A 15,575-nucleotide genomic window follows, 5' to 3' on the forward strand; every position below is an offset into this window, starting at 1 on the left:
TCTGGTTGGTACCGGGGAGCTCAAGGATGTTGTTAGGCGATGAGCCCTCTGCCGCCCTCCGTTAGCAGAGTGGTCTGCTGATGGCTTTTTGGCAAATTGATCATGAAACGCAAGTCACCACGTTGTCGCCGTCCGGCCTCATGTCCACGCTAAAAACATTGTAAAGATATATAGCTTTTTGATACGGGTATACTTTTTCGGCCCAGTCATGATGTAAAGTATTCGTCCATGACAACACGTAAGGGATGACATCTGGTTCAGACAGGAACCATCTCAGAGTCTTGGTGCGTATTCCCTTCCCGCTGTCTCATCACCTTATTATTTGTTCGTTAAACCATTGTTCCTGGCAGGCTAAGGAGCCAATTGATGAAAAAAATCCTTCCCTGGCTGATGTTGGGGGTTCTTTCAGGCTGTGCAACACAAACGCCTCAAATGAAAGAAGTCGAACCGACGATCTCTGCCGAACAGCAGCGAGCGGCACAGCAGGCTGCGTTAGAAGAGAGTAAGTCCAACCGTCTAAGTCTTAAGAGAAAGATTGCGGTTGGCCGAATTTCCAATGAAACGAATTATGGTCGTAGTCTGCTTCGTTCGAATGCTGAAGATCAGTTGGGCTCAAAGGTCACGGACATGTTTCTGCAGGCTTTGGCCAACAGCGAAAGCTATCTGGTTTTTGAGCGGCCGGATATTGAATTGTTGAGTAAGGAGGCAGAACTTTCCGGTCAGGAAATTTCAATCACTGGTGTTGACACTCTTGTCATTGGTTCGCTGACTCAGTTTGGTCGCGCTACGACAGGCGAGCGCGGTTTTCTGTCCTCCTCCAAGAAGCAAGAAGCAACGGCGACTGTGGATCTCAGGTTGGTAGACGTGACGACTGGTCGGGTATTCGCCTCTGTGACAGGGTCCGGCTCTTCATCGACTGAACAGGCCCGTACGATGGGGTTTGGCTCTGCGGCAGGATACGACGGCAGCCTGAATGATCAGGCTATTGCCGCGGCGGTCACAGCGGCCGTGGACAAGATGACAGGACTATTTCTCGAAAAACCATGGACGGCCGATGTTCTGGCCCAGGAAGACGGTCTCGTTTATATCAGCGGTGGCGAGAGTCAAGGTGTCCGCAAAGGGATGGTTTTTGCCGTTGAGACACGAGGCAAGAAAGTAAAATCTCAAACTACCGGTACGGTGATCTCCCTGCCAGGAAAGGAAATTGCCGAGCTTACAGTCGTCGGGCTGTTTGGCGATGACCCTCTGGACCAGGGGGCAATCGGCGAATTATCTAAAGGCTCTTTGGAAGGCCATGATCTGGGCGAACTGAGCGTCAAGGAGAGGAAACAGTGAAGATTCTGCTCGCGTTACTAATTTGTTTCACCCTGACGGCCTGTGTCCAGGCGCCTACCAGCAATACCCAAGTTGTCGATGACCGTCCGGGTATTGCGTTCGAGTTGCCATCGGTGGCTTCGGAATACTATGAGCTTCGGATTGACGGAGTTTCGTACGGTTATGTTGGCCAATATCAGGCGGGTGAAAATCTGCTGAAAATCATTGATGGCACCCATCAGGTTGAACTTCTTTCCGACGGTAAGGTGGTTTATCACCAGGAGATTTATCTTGGTACCGGGGTTAACAGGATTCTCAAGGTAGGCACCCATGACTAAAGGATTTCTTCTCACATTATCGATGTTTGTTTTGTTGACGGGATGCGCCAGTAATCAGGGGCTTTACGAGTGGGGGCAGTACCAGGAAACGCTGTTTGTCGTTTATCAGGAACCAGCGTTGAAAGAGGAAGCTCTGAAAAATTACGTGGAGTTTGTCGAAACCGGGGGTACGCCCGAACATCCCATTGCCCCGGGCCTTTTTGCAGAGGCGGGCACCTTTATGCTGGAACAGGGGGACGTGGATTCCGCACTCAAGTTCTACAGGATGGAATACGATGCTTGGCCTGAAAGCCGGCCGATGCTCAGCATGCTCATCAGGAATCTGGAGGCCCGGCAATGAAAATGTTGAAGCTGAGTCTGGTGTTTTTCATGATCGCGTTAGCCACCGGTTGTGCCACGACAGGCAATCCAAACCGTCTTGATGCATTCCACAATGCGGCGCCCAAGTCGATTCTGGTGGTGCCTCCCGTCAATATGTCGACCGATGTGCAGAGCACAACCTCGCTGTTGGCAACTTTACCTTTCTACCTTGCGGAGAAGGGCTTTTATGTTTTCCCCGTAAACACAGTGAAAACCTTGCTTGAATACGAGGGTTATTACGAATCCGCCGAAATACATGCCGCCCCGCCTGAACAGCTGGCAAATCTGTTCAAGGCAGACTCAATACTGTATGTGACCATTCACGAGTGGACATCCAAGTACATGTTGTTGACTACAACAACAGAGGTGGATTTCGAATACCGGATTGTCAATGCTGATGGCGCAGAGCTCTGGACCGCCCGCCAGAGAATGACCTACACCCCTGATAACAACAGCACAGGTAACCCGCTGGCCGATCTTATCGTCATGGCTGTCTCGGCGGCGGCGGAAAGGGCGGCACCGAATTATCTCCCATTAACGCGGCAAGCGAATTCGGCCGTATTTTACGGCGTGAACGGGCTGCCGCCAGGGCCATATAGCCCTGCACACGATCAATACTATAAGCGAGTAAACGCCGCACAGTAGCACTGCAATTCAGACTGGATCGTTCATTTGCGAAACAGCCCCGTATGGGGCTGTTTTTCGTTTCGTCCCGCACCCGTGATGCGATATCCCCTTACCGTCGATGGATTTGCTCAATCCGGTCGGGGGGGATTTTTGAATCTTTGGAAACTGTCCCGGAGGGGTCTGGGTTTAGTGCCACCAGAACAATGGTCATGACCGCAAAAAGCAGAGGAGCGATGAGTCCGGCGATCTCAACGGCATCGAAGGAAATGTTTTCGGGTTCAACGGAACTGATATTACTGGTGTGTTCCATTTGGTAAGACCTCAGGTTTTCTGGATTGCCGCTTGAGCCTCACCGAATGTCGTTAGAGGCTGCCGATTGCGGGAATCTTAGGGGCTGGTGAGGGGGCTGGCAATCGAATTAACCAACTATTAAGGACTCATATCGGCATTTGCCTATTCACTAGGCCCAGGATTACAGGATCCCGTAACATTCTGTTTCTGAACGCTATACTTGTGTAACCCGGGATCGTAATTGTGTCGTTGTATGGTTTTTTGGTGCACGCAGAAAGGTTACCAAGCTAATTTATAATAGGCCTTTACTAATATATGTTGTAGGGATCACTCTGCGGCGGTAAGGGCGGGTTGATAGCGTTTCCAGTCGTCCTGACCGGGCACTAAATCCATAACAAGAAAATTCCTATGCAGCGCATTGTGTTCCGGCTTCTTGCCGCAGCGTTGATTCTTTTGGGGGGCTGGTGGCATGCACCCCTCTATGCAGAGTTGCGGCCCTTTACGTCCCAGCCTGCAGAGGCGATGGATCTTCAGCAGGGCGGGCGCCTGTACATTGCCCACGGTCAGACCTTTCCGGAAACCTATCAGGGCCTACCCGAGTGGAGCGCGCAACAGAGCCCCGTTGAAGCCGTTGCCCTGACCGGGGGTGATTACTGGCTACTCGGGGAGGTGCGCCATGAGGGTAGCACGACTGCTTGGGTGCTGGACCCTAACAATTCCCTCATTGACCGGGTAGAGGCCCGTGTGTACAGCGAGGACGGGGATATCCAGGTGCTGCATACGGGGTATCAGCATGATCACGAGTATATGCTGCACTACGGGAAGCGTATTCAGCTGCAGCCAGACACGACTTATCGGGTACTGGTGCGCTTTTCCAGCCCGTACTTCTCGTCCCACCCTGAATTCGAGGTGATGCCGGAAACGGACTACCGCCACAAGGTGGCGATTGAGAACGCACTGATACTGCTTGCCTTCGGTAGCCTGATCGCGCTGGCCATTTTCAACCTGTTCGTTTTCTTGTCGACCCGGGACCGGAGCCAGTTGTATTACGCGTTCTATCTGCTGGCGTACTTCGTGGCCTGGGCGTTTGTTTTTCATCTGCCGGTAGAGTTTTTCGGTTACCGCAACATCTCTCTGCACTACGTACCCTTCTTTCTGCTACCGGTTCTGAACACGCTTTTCTACCTTGAGTTCCTCAAGCTCGACCAGTACAACCCCATGCTGGCGAAGTTGAGCCGGTGTAACCAGGTGTTGGCACTGCTCCTGCTGCCCAGCTGTTTTTTTGCGGTCAGTTATGCCCATAGCCTGGCCACGGTGGTCATTACTTTCTGGCTGGCTCTGGCGTTGGTAAGCGGCATTCTTTCCTGGCGCCGGGGCTACCGGCCGGCCCGCTATTTTGTGTTTGCATTTGTGGCATTGATTATTCCGGGGTTGCTGATTCTGCCCGCCAACATCGGGCTGACATCCGAACTGGTGGATAACGCAGAGCTGTTGACCTTGCTGGGGGGAACGCTGGATGCGTTACTGCTGGCATTTGCCCTGGCGGACAAGATCAAGCTGCTCTCGGAGCAGAAAGACCGCTACTTGAACAATCTCAACGATGCCCTCAAGCTGGCCAATACTGACGGTCTCACCGGGCTGGGCAATCGCTACGCCTTTGACACCTATCTTGACAACTTTTTTCAGTTCTCAGCCGAGGCCGATGACGAGGCACAGCAGATTATTTTCCTGATTGACCTGGATGGCCTCAAAACCATTAACGACACCTACGGACATACGGCCGGTGATGAGCTTCTGCGTCTGTTCGCCGATGGCTTGAGGACTCACTGTGGCGAAGGCAGCGACAGCTACCGTCTGGGAGGGGATGAGTTCGGGATACTGTCCACCAGGCGACAGGAACCCTTGCTCCACGAGGCCATCAGGCACATTGAGGGCATACTGATCGCAGCGGGTTTCAAAGAGGCTGGTGTGAGTTACGGGGTAGCCTATGCCAGTGAATGCAGCTTGCCCTCCCATCTGTTTACTATCTCGGACAGGCGTATGTACCAGCACAAGCTGTCCCGCAGGAAGTCGGGCGGGGTTGCCGCGACGAGTTAGCGTGCCAACGCTTCGGTCTGTCATCAATCTTTTTGGAGAAACTGGCCATGGGTACTCTGCTGACGATTCTCGCTGTCCTTTTTCTGGCCCTGATCATTATTGTTCCGCTGGTCGAAAAGTACGCGCCCAAAGATGAAACCCGGGACTACAGCAATATCACGCGGTGGTTCATACCGTTGATGGCGCTGGTTATTGTGCTGCAACTGATTCGGCATTACTTCATGTGAGGCGTTTAAGGCCTTTGAGGATCTCGGGCACCTTGAAAGGCAGCAATGTCCCGGCCGCTTTTATAAGGCTGATAACAACATTCCACCGCTTGTACCAGAGCACCTGGCGAATCTTTTTCTTCATGGGGCGGTAGCCTTCGAGGTACAGCTCTTCCACGCGGTCAGCGTTGTTGGTGAGGCTGTACCCGCTTAAATCCAGCGGTACTGCTATGTCAGCCTTTTTCAGCTGCTTGCGGGTATTGAAGTCGATACCAATGTTGATGGCATTGCTGATCACATCAAGCGTATCTTCGGGTTTCGGGTACCGGCCGACATGGCTCAGGTCAACGGCCACAATAATGCCCGCGCCCATATCCGCCAGCGGTGATATCGGGACATTTTCCACCAGCCCACCATCCACCAGAATCCTGCCATCTATTTCCACCGGCACAAACAGGCCGGGCACAGCCATGGACGCACAGACGGCATCTGCCAGGTTTCCTTTTCTGAAAATCAGCTGCTCGCCGGTTTCGATATCGGTTGCGCAGATGGCCAGGGGAATGTTGGCATCTTCAATCCGGCAATCCCCCAGATCCCGGTGGATCATTTCCCGGATGGAATTCGTGCTGAACAGGCCGCCGCGCTTCAGGGTAAAGTCGAGAATCTTGGACAGGTTCAGCTCGGAACAGATCGAAAGTATGGACTCGGCCGGGCGGCCGAAGGCGTGGTAACTGGCGACCAGTGCCCCAACACTGGTTCCCGAAATACAATGAATCCGGATCTGCTCCTCCTCAAAGGCCTTCAAAACGCCGATATGAGCAATGCCCTTGGCGGCACCGCCTCCCAGGGCCAGACCGATTCGGGTATTAAAGGGATTGAGTTTCATGCATGAGCGCCTCCACCTCACTCCAGATGTTTCAGCTGTCGAAATAATTTACATCGTTAGTTTTTGGTTTTCTCAGGTTGCTGGTTTTACAGCAGTTATTTTTTTGGTATGTGCGTTGCATGTACACATTTAATCTTGCGTTCTACCTGACGCCCAAATAAGGAAAGTAACTGATGAAACTTAAAATTGCGATGGCTACTGCACTGCTTGCAGCTTCCGTTCAGGCTCATGCGGTATTGATTATCGATAATTCAACCACTGGGCGCTACAACGCTGGCCTTGGTGATCTTGCCGATATGGATGGTGCAGGCGGCTTCCTTTTAGGTGCGAATGTCAGTGAAGGCGACCCGACCATTGAACTGGCAGGTGACCCTGGCTTCGCTTTTACAACAGAGTTCGGAGCTGACTGGTTGGCTGGCGATTACACTGGCGGCACCTGGAGCGCCCCGGGGACCGGTATTCCGAGTACCTGGGCAGTTAATACTGAAACCGCCATCGTGTATGACTTTTTTCTCGATAGCCTCTCCGACCTGACCATAGACGTTGGTGTCGATAATGGCATTGTTTTGTGGCTTGATGGTGCATTCCTTTTTGGCGCAACCCGCTCAGGCGGTGCCAATCTGAACGAGTATGATATTAACCTGTCCGGGATTTCCGCTGGTGATCACTCACTGCAAATCCTCCGCGCTGACCACGGCGGAAGCACGGGCTTTGCCATTGAGGTTAACTCCGAGGCTGTACAGGTGCCGGAACCTGCCACATTGGGCCTGATCGGTTTGGGGCTGGTGGGCATAGCCGCAACCCGTCGCAGGAAACAAGCAGTCTGAATGCCGGGCTGGCGCCCGATGTCGCCGGATGCAATTGAGAGTTAACAGTCCAGAATGCCGAAAGCCCCGAAGCTGATACTTCGGGGCTTTTTTTAGGCCATCACGATTGAACCTACGCCGAATTTCCGTTAAACCTACCCCGTCGCTTCATGCGAAGTCAGTGCCCTTAACCTATAGAACAGGAGATCGACGATGGCGGAATCATCACTCAAGGAACAACTGAACAACGCTGTGAAAAACGCGATGCGAAACAAGGATAAGACCCGGCTTGTCACCCTGCGTATGGCTCAGGCTGCGGTCAAACAGATCGAGATTGATGAGCGCCGCGAACTGGATGACGATGACGTTCTGAAGGTGCTGGACAAAATGCTCAAGCAGCGCCGTGATGCCGCCAGTCAATACGATGATGCCGGTCGCGAGGAGCTGGGCGACAAGGAACGGGCAGAAATGGTGATCATTGAGGAATTCATGCCTGCCGCCTTAACCGAGGATGACCTGGACGGCCTGATCCGTATGGCCATCAGCTCAACCGACGCCCAGGGAATGCAGGACATGGGGCGTGTCATGAACGACCTGCGCCCACAGGTACTTGGCCGGGTCGATATGGGCCATCTGAGCAAGAAGGTGCGGGCTGCACTGGCGGGCTAGATTCAGCCACAGCAGCCCGTGGGCGGCATTACATGTACACGCCGCCGTTAACGTTGATCTGCTGGCCGGTGATGTAGTCTCCTTCCGCTGCGAGAAATACCACTGCGCGGGCGATTTCAGCGGGCTGACCAAAGCGGCCCATCGGCACCCGTGCAATGATTTGCTCGCGGATATTCTCTGGCACCTGGGCGAGCATTTCGGTCTCGGTGAAGCCAGGCGCAATGGCATTGACCGTAATGTTGTACTTGGCCATCTCCAGTGCCAGGGTCTTGGTAAATGCAATGATACCCCCCTTGCTGGCCGCGTAGTTTGCCTGCCCGAAATTGCCGGCCTGGCCCACGAATGACGTGATATTGATGATGCGACCGAACTGCTGGTCCATCATTATCTTCAGCACTTCGGAGCATGTTGCGTAGACACTCCCGAGGTTGGTATCGAGGACGTCGTTCCAGTCGTCGTCGGTGAGTTTTTTCATGGACTTGTCGCGGGTGATACCGGCGTTGTTCACCAGGATATCGATGCGCCCCCATTGGTCATGAACCTGACGCACCAGGCTCCGCGCTTCTGGCATCTTGGACAGATCCGCCTGGATTGCCTGCGCCCGGACGCCGGTCGCTTCAATTTCCTTGACGACCTCGTCTGCGTCGGACTGACGTGAGCGGAAATTGATAGCGACATCTGCGCCGCGCTGGGCCAATTGAAGTGCGATGTGTCTGCCGATACCGCGGGAGCCCCCGGTGACAATGGCGACCTTACCTTTTAGATCCTGCATGATGCTCTCCTCGCAGTATTCTTGTTGTTCGGCGTGGAGCTTATTGATCTTCTGAAAGCTCTGTTTTGAAGCTAGCAGACGCCTTGAAAAGCGACAAGAAATTAATGGAAGGTTTCGGCGAAGCCGGCTTTACTTCTAAAGGCAATCAACATGGTTTGATCCCAGTAAGCACAACTTCTACTCTGTAAAGGCTGGTCCCGGGTGCGCTACTGAGGGAGAAGGTATCGTGAAGACCGTATCGAGTACAGGATTTGCTCTTTTCGGCGCATCGTTGATTGCGATCAGTTACGGTCTCGCGCGTTTTGCCTTCGGCCTGTTTGTACCCCCCATCCGCGACGAGCTGGACCTGACGCCCGAACTGATCGGTATCATCGGTGCGCTGCCGCTTATCAGTTTCCTGCTGGCCATGGTGGTTGCACCATTTGCAGCAGATCGTCTCGGTGCCCGCAATACGGCGGTTCTGTCTGGTGGATTCGGTGCTGTCGGCCTGGCGCTGATCAGCCAGTCTTCTGGCGCCCTGTCGCTTGGCGTTGGCGTGTTTGCTTGCGGCATTTGCACCGGCCTGATGATGCCCGCGCTTACGGCTGCCATGCAGGTACTGGTGGATCGCTCTGTGCACGGGCGCGTCAGCTCTGTGATGAACGCGGGTACGAGTGTCGGTATCATGGTTGCCGTTCCTGCCGTTCTGTTTATGGCGGGCCTCTGGCGCTACGCTTACATGTTCTTTGCCTTGCTGGCGATTATCGGCGTGCTTGCCACCTGGTTTTATATTCCCTCGGTGTCTCGGGTTGCTCCATCGAATGCTGCGCCGCCGCCGCCCATCAGCGCCCTTCAGTGGTGGCGTCTGTTCAGGCTCTCGCTGTTTGCCTTCGTGATGGGATTTGTCTCCGCTGCTTACTGGATCTTTGCGCCCGATCTCGTGGTTACCCTTGGCGAGCTGCCGTCCGCGGCAACCGGGTGGCTTTGGCTGGCGGTTGGTGTCGCAGGGCTCGGCGGCGCTGTGGTGGCTGATCTGGCTGATCGAAACAACCCGCCTATCACTCAGGCCCTGATGCTGATGATGCTCGCCGCGAGCCTGGCATTGTTGGCTGCCAGTCCCGATCAGGTGGTGCTTGCGGCGTTTTCCGGGCTGGTCTTTGGCCTGGCCTATATGAGTCTGACGGGGCTGTATCTGATGACAGGCGTCCGGCTGTTGCCGGGCCGTCTGTCGATGGGGCCGGTACTGCCATTCATGGCGATCTCGCTCGGCCAGGCGACCGGCTCGCCCATTGTCGGCATGTTGGTGAACAACCTCGGCTATAGCGATGCCTTTGCCATTTTCTCCGTGATCGGAATTTTGGTGGCACTGCTGTCGCCGCTGTACCCGCGTAATATTGAGCAAGGGTCCGATGAAGAGGCCGGGGAGGACACCGGCCTCCAGGCGGCCTACGATTATCAGCTCCAGACCGATGAGGGCGAGCCGTTCACTTACGATACGAAAGAATAGGAAAGCGATCTACCAGCCGAGCCTTATGCTCCCCAGGAGTGCATCGCCCAAGCGTAGATCCCGGGTCCCGGTCGCCAGGTCCAGATACCGGACACGGGTATCCACGCTGGCGCCAAGTCCCAGAACCACGGCAGGCCACAATCTTTCAGCCGGGCGAATCCGGTATGTCAGCTCCGCTCTCCACTCGCGCAGATAAAGCGCGCTTTCGACCTCCCGAGCCTGATCAAGCGTGGCCCAGCGATCTCCCTTACGTTGCAGCCGAAGCCCCCAGCGATTACCGGGGCTTTGCCATCGCAGCATAACGGGCAGATCCATCAGCCAGTGGCCGCTATCACTGGCGTGCTCCCACCGCACCCGGGGAAGCCAGCGGAAGGAACCGAAGCGATGGTCGCCGCCGATACCCAGGCTCAGGGGCGAGCCCTCATTCACTGCCCGGAAGATCGCCACACGGCCATTCACCACATCACCATGGAATGCCTGGTGCTTGAACATATTGGAGGTACCGGCAAAGCCAGCCCGCGCTTGCACAAGGTAAAGCCGCTGCTGCCATAAGCCACCGAAGGTCAGCCGGTGCAGATGGCCGTTGTGCGCCGGGATGCCGGTGCGTATACGCAGGGGCTGATAGTCGTAATCAATGCCGAACTCGCCGGCAGCGCCCTGGTGATGCCACCCCAGCCCACGCTGAGATCGGGTCACCTCCTTGGCTGACGCCATCTCTTGCGGCCAGTCGTAGGGCTGCCACTGACGGTACTGCAGGTAAACGTCGCTTGCGGCCTGAACGGTGTGAGGCAGTGCCAGGGCGGCTGTCAGAAGAACCGCCATAAGAAAGTGGTGGGACATCGCGCGACCTACGGTTTGAAAGCAACGCCCCTTGCACATATCAGGTTTTCGAACTAGATAATGAACTAATAATAAAAACGCATGGCGCAACTGCAGTGGATGCATGGCTGGTGCCCTGTTAGCTGGATAATCATTCTACTAAACATAGATATAGAGGAAGGATTTCTCATGAAAATATGTTTATCGATTTTCGCCATCAGTAGTCTGGTTTTGACGGGCTTGGTGTCTGCCGCTCCTCAGAGTAAACCCAACGGCCCCTGGCTTACGGACGAACAGAATGTGTCTCTGGCAGCATTACGCAGTTATGAGCAGCTATGGCACACGCTGGAGCAACTGGATCGGTCCGCGAAAGGGGAGTTTGTTCTTTCGAGTGCACCGCGGGCAAGTAATACAGGCCGCGAAATCCCCGTGGTTACCATAGGGAGTGGACCTGAGCGGATAATGATCATCGCGCAGCAACACGGCAACGAGTACGTTGTCAGTGAGGCGATGATTGAGTTGGCCAGAAACCTTTCCAGCAACTCAAGAGAAGCCAGAGACATACGGGATGCCCTGACGCTTACCATTGTGCCCAGGGTCAATGTCGACGGGTTTGACGCGAGTGTCGAAGATGCTTTCGGGAATACGCCACCGTGGCGTCAGAATTACGACCCATTCTGTGTTACTGGCCCTTGTCCTGCGTTCTATCAGCGCGGGCGCGGTTATGACATCAACCGTTACCATTCGTTTCTTGCAGACAGCCCGGAGATCGACCCTTACATAGGAGGCGCCAACCCCGTTCCTGAGGCGGTCGCCATGCGTTTGTTGTTTGACGAGTTTCAACCGTCGGTGGTTATCGATTTTCACCACCAGGGCTCGTACGTTGATGCCGACGGCGACCTGATCACCGGCTCGACGTTATGGCCCAATGCCACCTCGTCGGCTGAGGCGCTTGGGGTAGTGGATCAGTTTGAGGCCGGGGTTGAGCTGGCAAAAAAAGTGGTCGCTGTTATGGCCACAGAGCTCGATCAATACGGTTATGCCAACCTCACGCTCTATCCGGGTACGACGACGCCTGGAATTGCCCGTAATGCTTATGGACTGTTGGGTGCCGGATCGGTGTTATTCGAGATGCGCGGTGGTATCGGGACAAAGAGCAATGGGTACATCACCAAGACCGCGTACAATGCAGCCAAAGCCGTCGTGGCGGCCATGGCCGACGGAACATTGTTCGACGCGGACACCACGATTGCTGAAAATCTTCCTCCCCGGGGCCCGGGAATTGGCGCGCCTAATGAAGAAGCAGAAGAAGTGGAGTAATAAGGTTCATCGGCGGCCCAGTCAGGCACGCTGAGACTTTTTAGTCCCCAAAAGCAGAAGACCCCGGCTTGCGCCGGGGTCAATCAGTGCGGTTAACGGTGGTTAGTGTCCTGAACTCTCATCCACCAGTTCGGAGCTTTCGAAGATCTCAGAGTCGGCCTCGCCGCTGACATTAAGGATGCCTACCAGTCCCTTCTCTGCCCGTGACAAAGCGTGGTCTACCAGGATGTACTTGCCGGGGTAATCGGTTACAAACTCAACCATTGTTGCACCGCCAGGAGGTACCAGAGTTGTCTGGACATCGGTCAGTGGAGGGCTGGTCAAGGAAGCCTGGTCGTATACCTTGTCGAAGATCTCGCCGATAACGTGGAAGCTGGATACCAGGTTCGGGCCACCAACGCCGAAGAAGATTCGGACATTGTCGCCAGTCTCGGATTCCATCTTGTGGATGGCTGTCAGGGCGTCCATGGCACCATTGAACATCATGTGCTCCGGGCGCTCGTCGAGCATTTTGTCGAGTGAGAATTCCTGCAGTCCGGATGAACCGTGGCGCTGCGCTGTGTACAGCTCGCCCTGCATGACGTAGAACTCACGGTCTACTTCAGAAAGGCCACCTTCAGGCTCCACCAGGATCATGCCGTACATACCGTTGGTGATGTGTTGGGCCACCATCGGAGTTGCGCAGTGATAGACGTACAGCCCAGGGGTCAGAGCCTTGAAGCTGAAGCTTTTGGTCTGGCCCGGCGCTGCCTGGGTTACTGCAGCACCGCCGCCAGGGCCGGTCACCGCGTGGAAATCAACAGAGTGAATGTGGGAGCTCTCGTCGGCGTTCTTCATATTCACGGTCACGGTGTCCCCAGCGCGCACCCGGATCATCGGGCCGGGAACGGTGTTGTTGAAGGTCCAGAACTTGTAGCTGCTGCCATCGCCGAGACGGCCGACGACTTCCGTTGTTTCAAGGTCGACAGTGACATTCTTGGGGCCACGCTTGCCGACTGGTTCACCGACGTCATTGGGGTCCATGGAGAGGTCTTTTGCCTGGCTAGCGGCCTGTTCCTGCGGATCACCAACAATCAACTTACCGAGCATGCCGGCAGCTTTATGCCCGGGCAATGTGCACAGATACTCGAAGGTACCTGTTTTATTGGCCTTGAACACGATAGCCGTAGCTGCACCTTTTCCGGAAATCTCATCTGACTTGGCATCAAACCCGGGAACGGCCAGGTCATGAAGAGCACCGTCGCCGTTAACAACGTTGATCTGTACTACCGCGCCCTCGGGGACTTTGAGGTCCGGGTTGATCTGCCCTTTGGTGGGACCCGCTTCGCTGACATAAACCAGCTTGCCGTCGGCAATGTCGGTTCGAAGCGTATAAGTAATATCCGGTATATATGAAACTTCAGAGCTGCTTTGCGGATGCTCCGCATAGGCCGGTGCTCTGAATCCTAGAACTGTGCACAAAGAGGCTATTAGAACAAAGGCTTTCATGGTATTTCTCCCCATTATAATGACCCGCATCGAGCGGGGTCCATCAATGCCTTTAAACATTGATTTGAGATAATTGTATTTTGGAGGGGTTGCTTTGCTCTTGATAAAGGTCAGGGGTCATCAATAACGGGTGGGTGATTAGAGTTACCTCTTAATGGTTATCAGCGCAGCCAGCTTGACCCCTGTCTCCAGATCTCACTGCTATAATCGATGAACAATCCATGTGGCCAGTTTGAGAGAATGCTATGGCAGAGGGTGAGGAAAGTGGCAGCCCGAAGTACAACTCAAACCGAAGAACAAGTCCAGCGGCTTTCCTGCTTGGGTTCTTGCGGGAGCCGCGTCAGGTGGGCTCTGTTATTCCCAGTTCACGATTCCTGGAGCAGCGCATCGTCGAGGCGTCGAACCTGTCTGCCGCCAGGCGGGTAGTAGAGCTGGGGCCCGGTACCGGTGGCACCACGCGAACGTTTCTGCGGCACCTTGGTCAGGATGCGAAGCTGCTTTCCATTGAGTTAAGCCCGTACTTCCATGAACTGCTTGACGAAATCGCAGACCCGCGTTTCACCAACCACCTGGGTAGCGCCGAAGATATTGCAGATATTCTGGCGTTGCATGATATGGGGCAACCGGATGTGGTCATCTCCGGTATTCCCTTCTCGAAAATGCCGGAAGCCGTGGCGACCCGGGTGGCGCAGGCAGTAAGGGACAATCTGGCCGAGGGCGGACGTTTCATTGCTTACCAGTTCTGCCGGGATGTAGCCTGGATTACTGGCCCGATTATGGGGGCGCCTGCCAGCTGCCGGCTGGAACTACGGAATATTCCCCCGATGCGGGTTTATAGTTGGTTCAAGACAGCGGATGATTGAGCCGAGAACCGGGAGATTGTGAATCTTTATCCGATTCATAATTTGACTGACATTCAAACCGAGTAATGAGCCTATGGCTGAATCATTCACTGCGGCTGTGGCTGAACAGCTGAGGCGAAACCTTGGTGATGCTCTTCTGGCCGTGACCGGCGAGGATGTGGAATGGGGCGAGTTTGCGGCTCAGTTGTTAAGCCAGCTGCTGATTTCCATCCTCTACCTTGCGCTATTTATCGGGGCTTATCTGTTACTGACAGGCACCATCCGGCTGGTGATTGGTAAGCAGCGGGCCCAACAACCGTCGTTCTTACAGGTGCGTAGCGGTGCCCGTTATCTTGCCGGGCTGGGAGCATTGCTGGTGATCCTGGCCCAGTTTGGGGCTTCGCCTGAGTTCCTCAAGGCCATGGCCCGGGCGGGTTTGATGGTCCTGGGATTTTTTGTAGCCTGGATGATTGTCGGGCGGCTGATGAGGGAGGGGGTGACTCGCTACCGGCTGGATCCGTCTATCCGGCAGCTGGTCGAAAACCTGTTTTCAGTATTGGCCGGAACATTGGCTCTGGTGACGGTACTGGCCCAGTTCGGATTTGATGTGCTTTCGATAATTGCAGGCCTGGGCATCGTCGGTATTGCGGTTGGCTTTGCGGCGCAATCTACCCTGTCCAACTTCATTGCCGGTATTACCCTGCTGATTGAACGCCCCTTCCGTATCGGTGACTGGGTGACCATTAACGGCCAGGATGGCAAGGTGGTCAAGATCGCCCTGCGCACCACCTGGCTGCGTACCCGGGATAATATTTTCGCGATGATTCCAAATGACAGCGTGGCGTCGTCGGATATCATTAATTACAGTGCCGAGGGCGCAACCCGGCTCAATATTCCAGTGGGCATTGCCTACAAAGAATCTGCCAAGGCGGCCAGAGAAGTGCTTATGCCGGTTTTGCTTGGGCATCCGGAGGTATTGCAGGCAGCCGGTATGGAGCCCCGGGTGTTGCTTAAGAGCCTGGGCGACTCCTCGATGAACCTGGAAGTGAAAGTCTGGATTACCCCGGACAACCTGGATGTGCAGCCCCGAATAATGGCGAACATTCTGGAGCAGATGAAAGAGGCCCTGGACGCTGCCGGCATTGAGATTCCGTTCCCCCATCTGCAGCTCTTTATTGACGATGCCAAAGGGCTGAAGCCGATCGTCGAGCCCCTTTACCCGAAGCTGGCAGCCAAATGACCTGACAGACCGGG

Annotated in this window: 17 protein-coding genes; 12 read left to right on the top strand and 5 right to left on the bottom strand. The window is 54.9% G+C overall.

Going from position 1 to position 15,575, the window contains the following annotated elements; translation table 11 throughout:
- Window positions 1–366: 366 nt before the first annotated feature.
- The 4 genes from QPL94_RS07980 to QPL94_RS07995 are packed head-to-tail and all read left to right on the top strand — an operon-like array spanning window position 367 to window position 2,657.
- On the top strand, window positions 367–1,335 hold the full coding sequence (locus QPL94_RS07980) for a CsgG/HfaB family protein (RefSeq protein WP_285356660.1): 969 nt from the start codon (window positions 367–369) through the stop codon (window positions 1,333–1,335).
- Window positions 1,332–1,652 (top strand): hypothetical protein, encoded by a 321-nt coding sequence (locus QPL94_RS07985; protein ID WP_285356661.1) that lies wholly within the window; start codon window positions 1,332–1,334, stop codon window positions 1,650–1,652. Before QPL94_RS07980 ends, QPL94_RS07985 begins: the two co-directional genes overlap by 4 nt.
- A complete protein-coding gene (locus QPL94_RS07990; RefSeq protein WP_285356662.1) occupies window positions 1,645–1,992 on the top strand; it encodes a DUF4810 domain-containing protein in 348 nt (115 codons plus the stop codon). The genes QPL94_RS07985 and QPL94_RS07990 overlap by 8 nt, the downstream gene beginning before the upstream one ends.
- On the top strand, window positions 1,989–2,657 hold the full coding sequence (locus QPL94_RS07995; RefSeq protein WP_285356663.1) for a DUF799 domain-containing protein: 669 nt from the start codon (window positions 1,989–1,991) through the stop codon (window positions 2,655–2,657). Before QPL94_RS07990 ends, QPL94_RS07995 begins: the two co-directional genes overlap by 4 nt.
- Window positions 2,658–2,748: 91 nt before the next feature.
- Here the strand turns inward: QPL94_RS07995 and QPL94_RS08000 are convergent, their stop codons facing one another.
- Window positions 2,749–2,949, bottom strand: a complete 201-nt coding sequence (locus QPL94_RS08000) for a hypothetical protein (protein ID WP_285356664.1) — start codon at window positions 2,947–2,949, stop codon at window positions 2,749–2,751.
- A gap of 389 nt (window positions 2,950–3,338) precedes the next feature.
- Between QPL94_RS08000 and QPL94_RS08005 the strand changes: the two genes are divergently transcribed.
- Entirely contained in the window at window positions 3,339–5,027 is a 1,689-nt protein-coding gene (locus QPL94_RS08005) for a GGDEF domain-containing protein (protein ID WP_285356665.1), read from the top strand.
- Window positions 5,028–5,074: 47 nt separating this feature from the next.
- Window positions 5,075–5,254: a hypothetical protein gene (locus QPL94_RS08010; RefSeq protein ID WP_285356666.1), complete on the top strand. Its 180-nt coding sequence runs from the start codon at window positions 5,075–5,077 to the stop codon at window positions 5,252–5,254.
- On the opposite strand, the gene QPL94_RS08015 is transcribed toward QPL94_RS08010, so the two are convergent.
- On the bottom strand, window positions 5,247–6,119 hold the full coding sequence (locus QPL94_RS08015; protein ID WP_285356667.1) for a patatin-like phospholipase family protein: 873 nt from the start codon (window positions 6,117–6,119) through the stop codon (window positions 5,247–5,249). The genes QPL94_RS08010 and QPL94_RS08015 overlap by 8 nt on opposite strands.
- Window positions 6,120–6,292: 173 nt before the next feature.
- Between QPL94_RS08015 and QPL94_RS08020 the strand changes: the two genes are divergently transcribed.
- Window positions 6,293–6,946 carry a PEP-CTERM sorting domain-containing protein gene (locus QPL94_RS08020; protein WP_285356668.1) on the top strand — a complete coding sequence of 218 codons (654 nt, stop codon included), beginning with the start codon at window positions 6,293–6,295 and terminating at the stop codon, window positions 6,944–6,946.
- A 192-nt stretch (window positions 6,947–7,138) separates the two neighbouring features.
- Window positions 7,139–7,594 (top strand): GatB/YqeY domain-containing protein, encoded by a 456-nt coding sequence (locus QPL94_RS08025; protein ID WP_285356669.1) that lies wholly within the window; start codon window positions 7,139–7,141, stop codon window positions 7,592–7,594.
- A 28-nt stretch (window positions 7,595–7,622) separates the two neighbouring features.
- On the opposite strand, the gene fabG is transcribed toward QPL94_RS08025, so the two are convergent.
- Entirely contained in the window at window positions 7,623–8,366 is a 744-nt protein-coding gene (gene fabG / locus QPL94_RS08030; RefSeq protein WP_285356670.1) for a 3-oxoacyl-[acyl-carrier-protein] reductase, read from the bottom strand.
- A gap of 226 nt (window positions 8,367–8,592) precedes the next feature.
- Between fabG and QPL94_RS08035 the strand changes: the two genes are divergently transcribed.
- Entirely contained in the window at window positions 8,593–9,852 is a 1,260-nt protein-coding gene (locus QPL94_RS08035) for an MFS transporter (RefSeq protein WP_285356671.1), read from the top strand.
- Between the two features lie 9 nt (window positions 9,853–9,861).
- Here QPL94_RS08035 and QPL94_RS08040 read toward each other — a convergent pair whose 3' ends face one another.
- The gene (locus tag QPL94_RS08040; protein ID WP_285356673.1) at window positions 9,862–10,692 is read right to left on the bottom strand and encodes a hypothetical protein; all 831 of its coding nucleotides are present in this window, start codon (window positions 10,690–10,692) and stop codon (window positions 9,862–9,864) included.
- Between the two features lie 168 nt (window positions 10,693–10,860).
- On the opposite strand from QPL94_RS08040, the gene QPL94_RS08045 reads away from it, so the two are divergent.
- Window positions 10,861–11,991, top strand: coding sequence for a M14 family zinc carboxypeptidase (locus QPL94_RS08045; protein WP_285356674.1), 1,131 nt, complete (start codon window positions 10,861–10,863; stop codon window positions 11,989–11,991).
- Window positions 11,992–12,093: 102 nt separating this feature from the next.
- On the opposite strand, the gene nirK is transcribed toward QPL94_RS08045, so the two are convergent.
- Window positions 12,094–13,479: a copper-containing nitrite reductase gene (gene nirK, locus QPL94_RS08050; RefSeq protein ID WP_285356675.1), complete on the bottom strand. Its 1,386-nt coding sequence runs from the start codon at window positions 13,477–13,479 to the stop codon at window positions 12,094–12,096.
- Window positions 13,480–13,724: 245 nt separating this feature from the next.
- Between nirK and QPL94_RS08055 the strand changes: the two genes are divergently transcribed.
- Window positions 13,725–14,342, top strand: coding sequence for a class I SAM-dependent methyltransferase (locus QPL94_RS08055; RefSeq protein WP_285356676.1), 618 nt, complete (start codon window positions 13,725–13,727; stop codon window positions 14,340–14,342).
- Between the two features lie 73 nt (window positions 14,343–14,415).
- Window positions 14,416–15,561, top strand: a complete 1,146-nt coding sequence (locus QPL94_RS08060; protein ID WP_285356677.1) for a mechanosensitive ion channel family protein — start codon at window positions 14,416–14,418, stop codon at window positions 15,559–15,561.
- The last annotated feature ends 14 nt before the right edge of the window (window positions 15,562–15,575 follow it).

It is taken from the genome of Marinobacter sp. SS13-12, from assembly GCF_030227115.1.
Lineage (GTDB): Bacteria > Pseudomonadota > Gammaproteobacteria > Pseudomonadales > Oleiphilaceae > Marinobacter.

Bases quoted from the DNA above. Each gene is read 5' to 3' on its own strand.
- QPL94_RS07980 (WP_285356660.1), top strand. From the start codon at position 367: ATGAAAAAAATCCTTCCCTGGCTGATGTTGGGGGTTCTTTCAGGCTGT.
- QPL94_RS07990 (WP_285356662.1), top strand. From the start codon at position 1,645: ATGACTAAAGGATTTCTTCTCACATTATCGATGTTTGTTTTGTTGACG.
- QPL94_RS07995 (WP_285356663.1), top strand. From the start codon at position 1,989: ATGAAAATGTTGAAGCTGAGTCTGGTGTTTTTCATGATCGCGTTAGCC.
- QPL94_RS08000 (WP_285356664.1), bottom strand. From the start codon at position 2,949: ATGGAACACACCAGTAATATCAGTTCCGTTGAACCCGAAAACATTTCC.
- QPL94_RS08005 (WP_285356665.1), top strand. From the start codon at position 3,339: ATGCAGCGCATTGTGTTCCGGCTTCTTGCCGCAGCGTTGATTCTTTTG.
- QPL94_RS08010 (WP_285356666.1), top strand. From the start codon at position 5,075: ATGGGTACTCTGCTGACGATTCTCGCTGTCCTTTTTCTGGCCCTGATC.
- QPL94_RS08015 (WP_285356667.1), bottom strand. From the start codon at position 6,119: ATGAAACTCAATCCCTTTAATACCCGAATCGGTCTGGCCCTGGGAGGC.
- QPL94_RS08020 (WP_285356668.1), top strand. From the start codon at position 6,293: ATGAAACTTAAAATTGCGATGGCTACTGCACTGCTTGCAGCTTCCGTT.
- QPL94_RS08025 (WP_285356669.1), top strand. From the start codon at position 7,139: ATGGCGGAATCATCACTCAAGGAACAACTGAACAACGCTGTGAAAAAC.
- fabG (WP_285356670.1), bottom strand. From the start codon at position 8,366: ATGCAGGATCTAAAAGGTAAGGTCGCCATTGTCACCGGGGGCTCCCGC.
- QPL94_RS08040 (WP_285356673.1), bottom strand. From the start codon at position 10,692: ATGTCCCACCACTTTCTTATGGCGGTTCTTCTGACAGCCGCCCTGGCA.
- QPL94_RS08045 (WP_285356674.1), top strand. From the start codon at position 10,861: ATGAAAATATGTTTATCGATTTTCGCCATCAGTAGTCTGGTTTTGACG.
- nirK (WP_285356675.1), bottom strand. From the start codon at position 13,479: ATGAAAGCCTTTGTTCTAATAGCCTCTTTGTGCACAGTTCTAGGATTC.
- QPL94_RS08055 (WP_285356676.1), top strand. From the start codon at position 13,725: ATGGCAGAGGGTGAGGAAAGTGGCAGCCCGAAGTACAACTCAAACCGA.
- QPL94_RS08060 (WP_285356677.1), top strand. From the start codon at position 14,416: ATGGCTGAATCATTCACTGCGGCTGTGGCTGAACAGCTGAGGCGAAAC.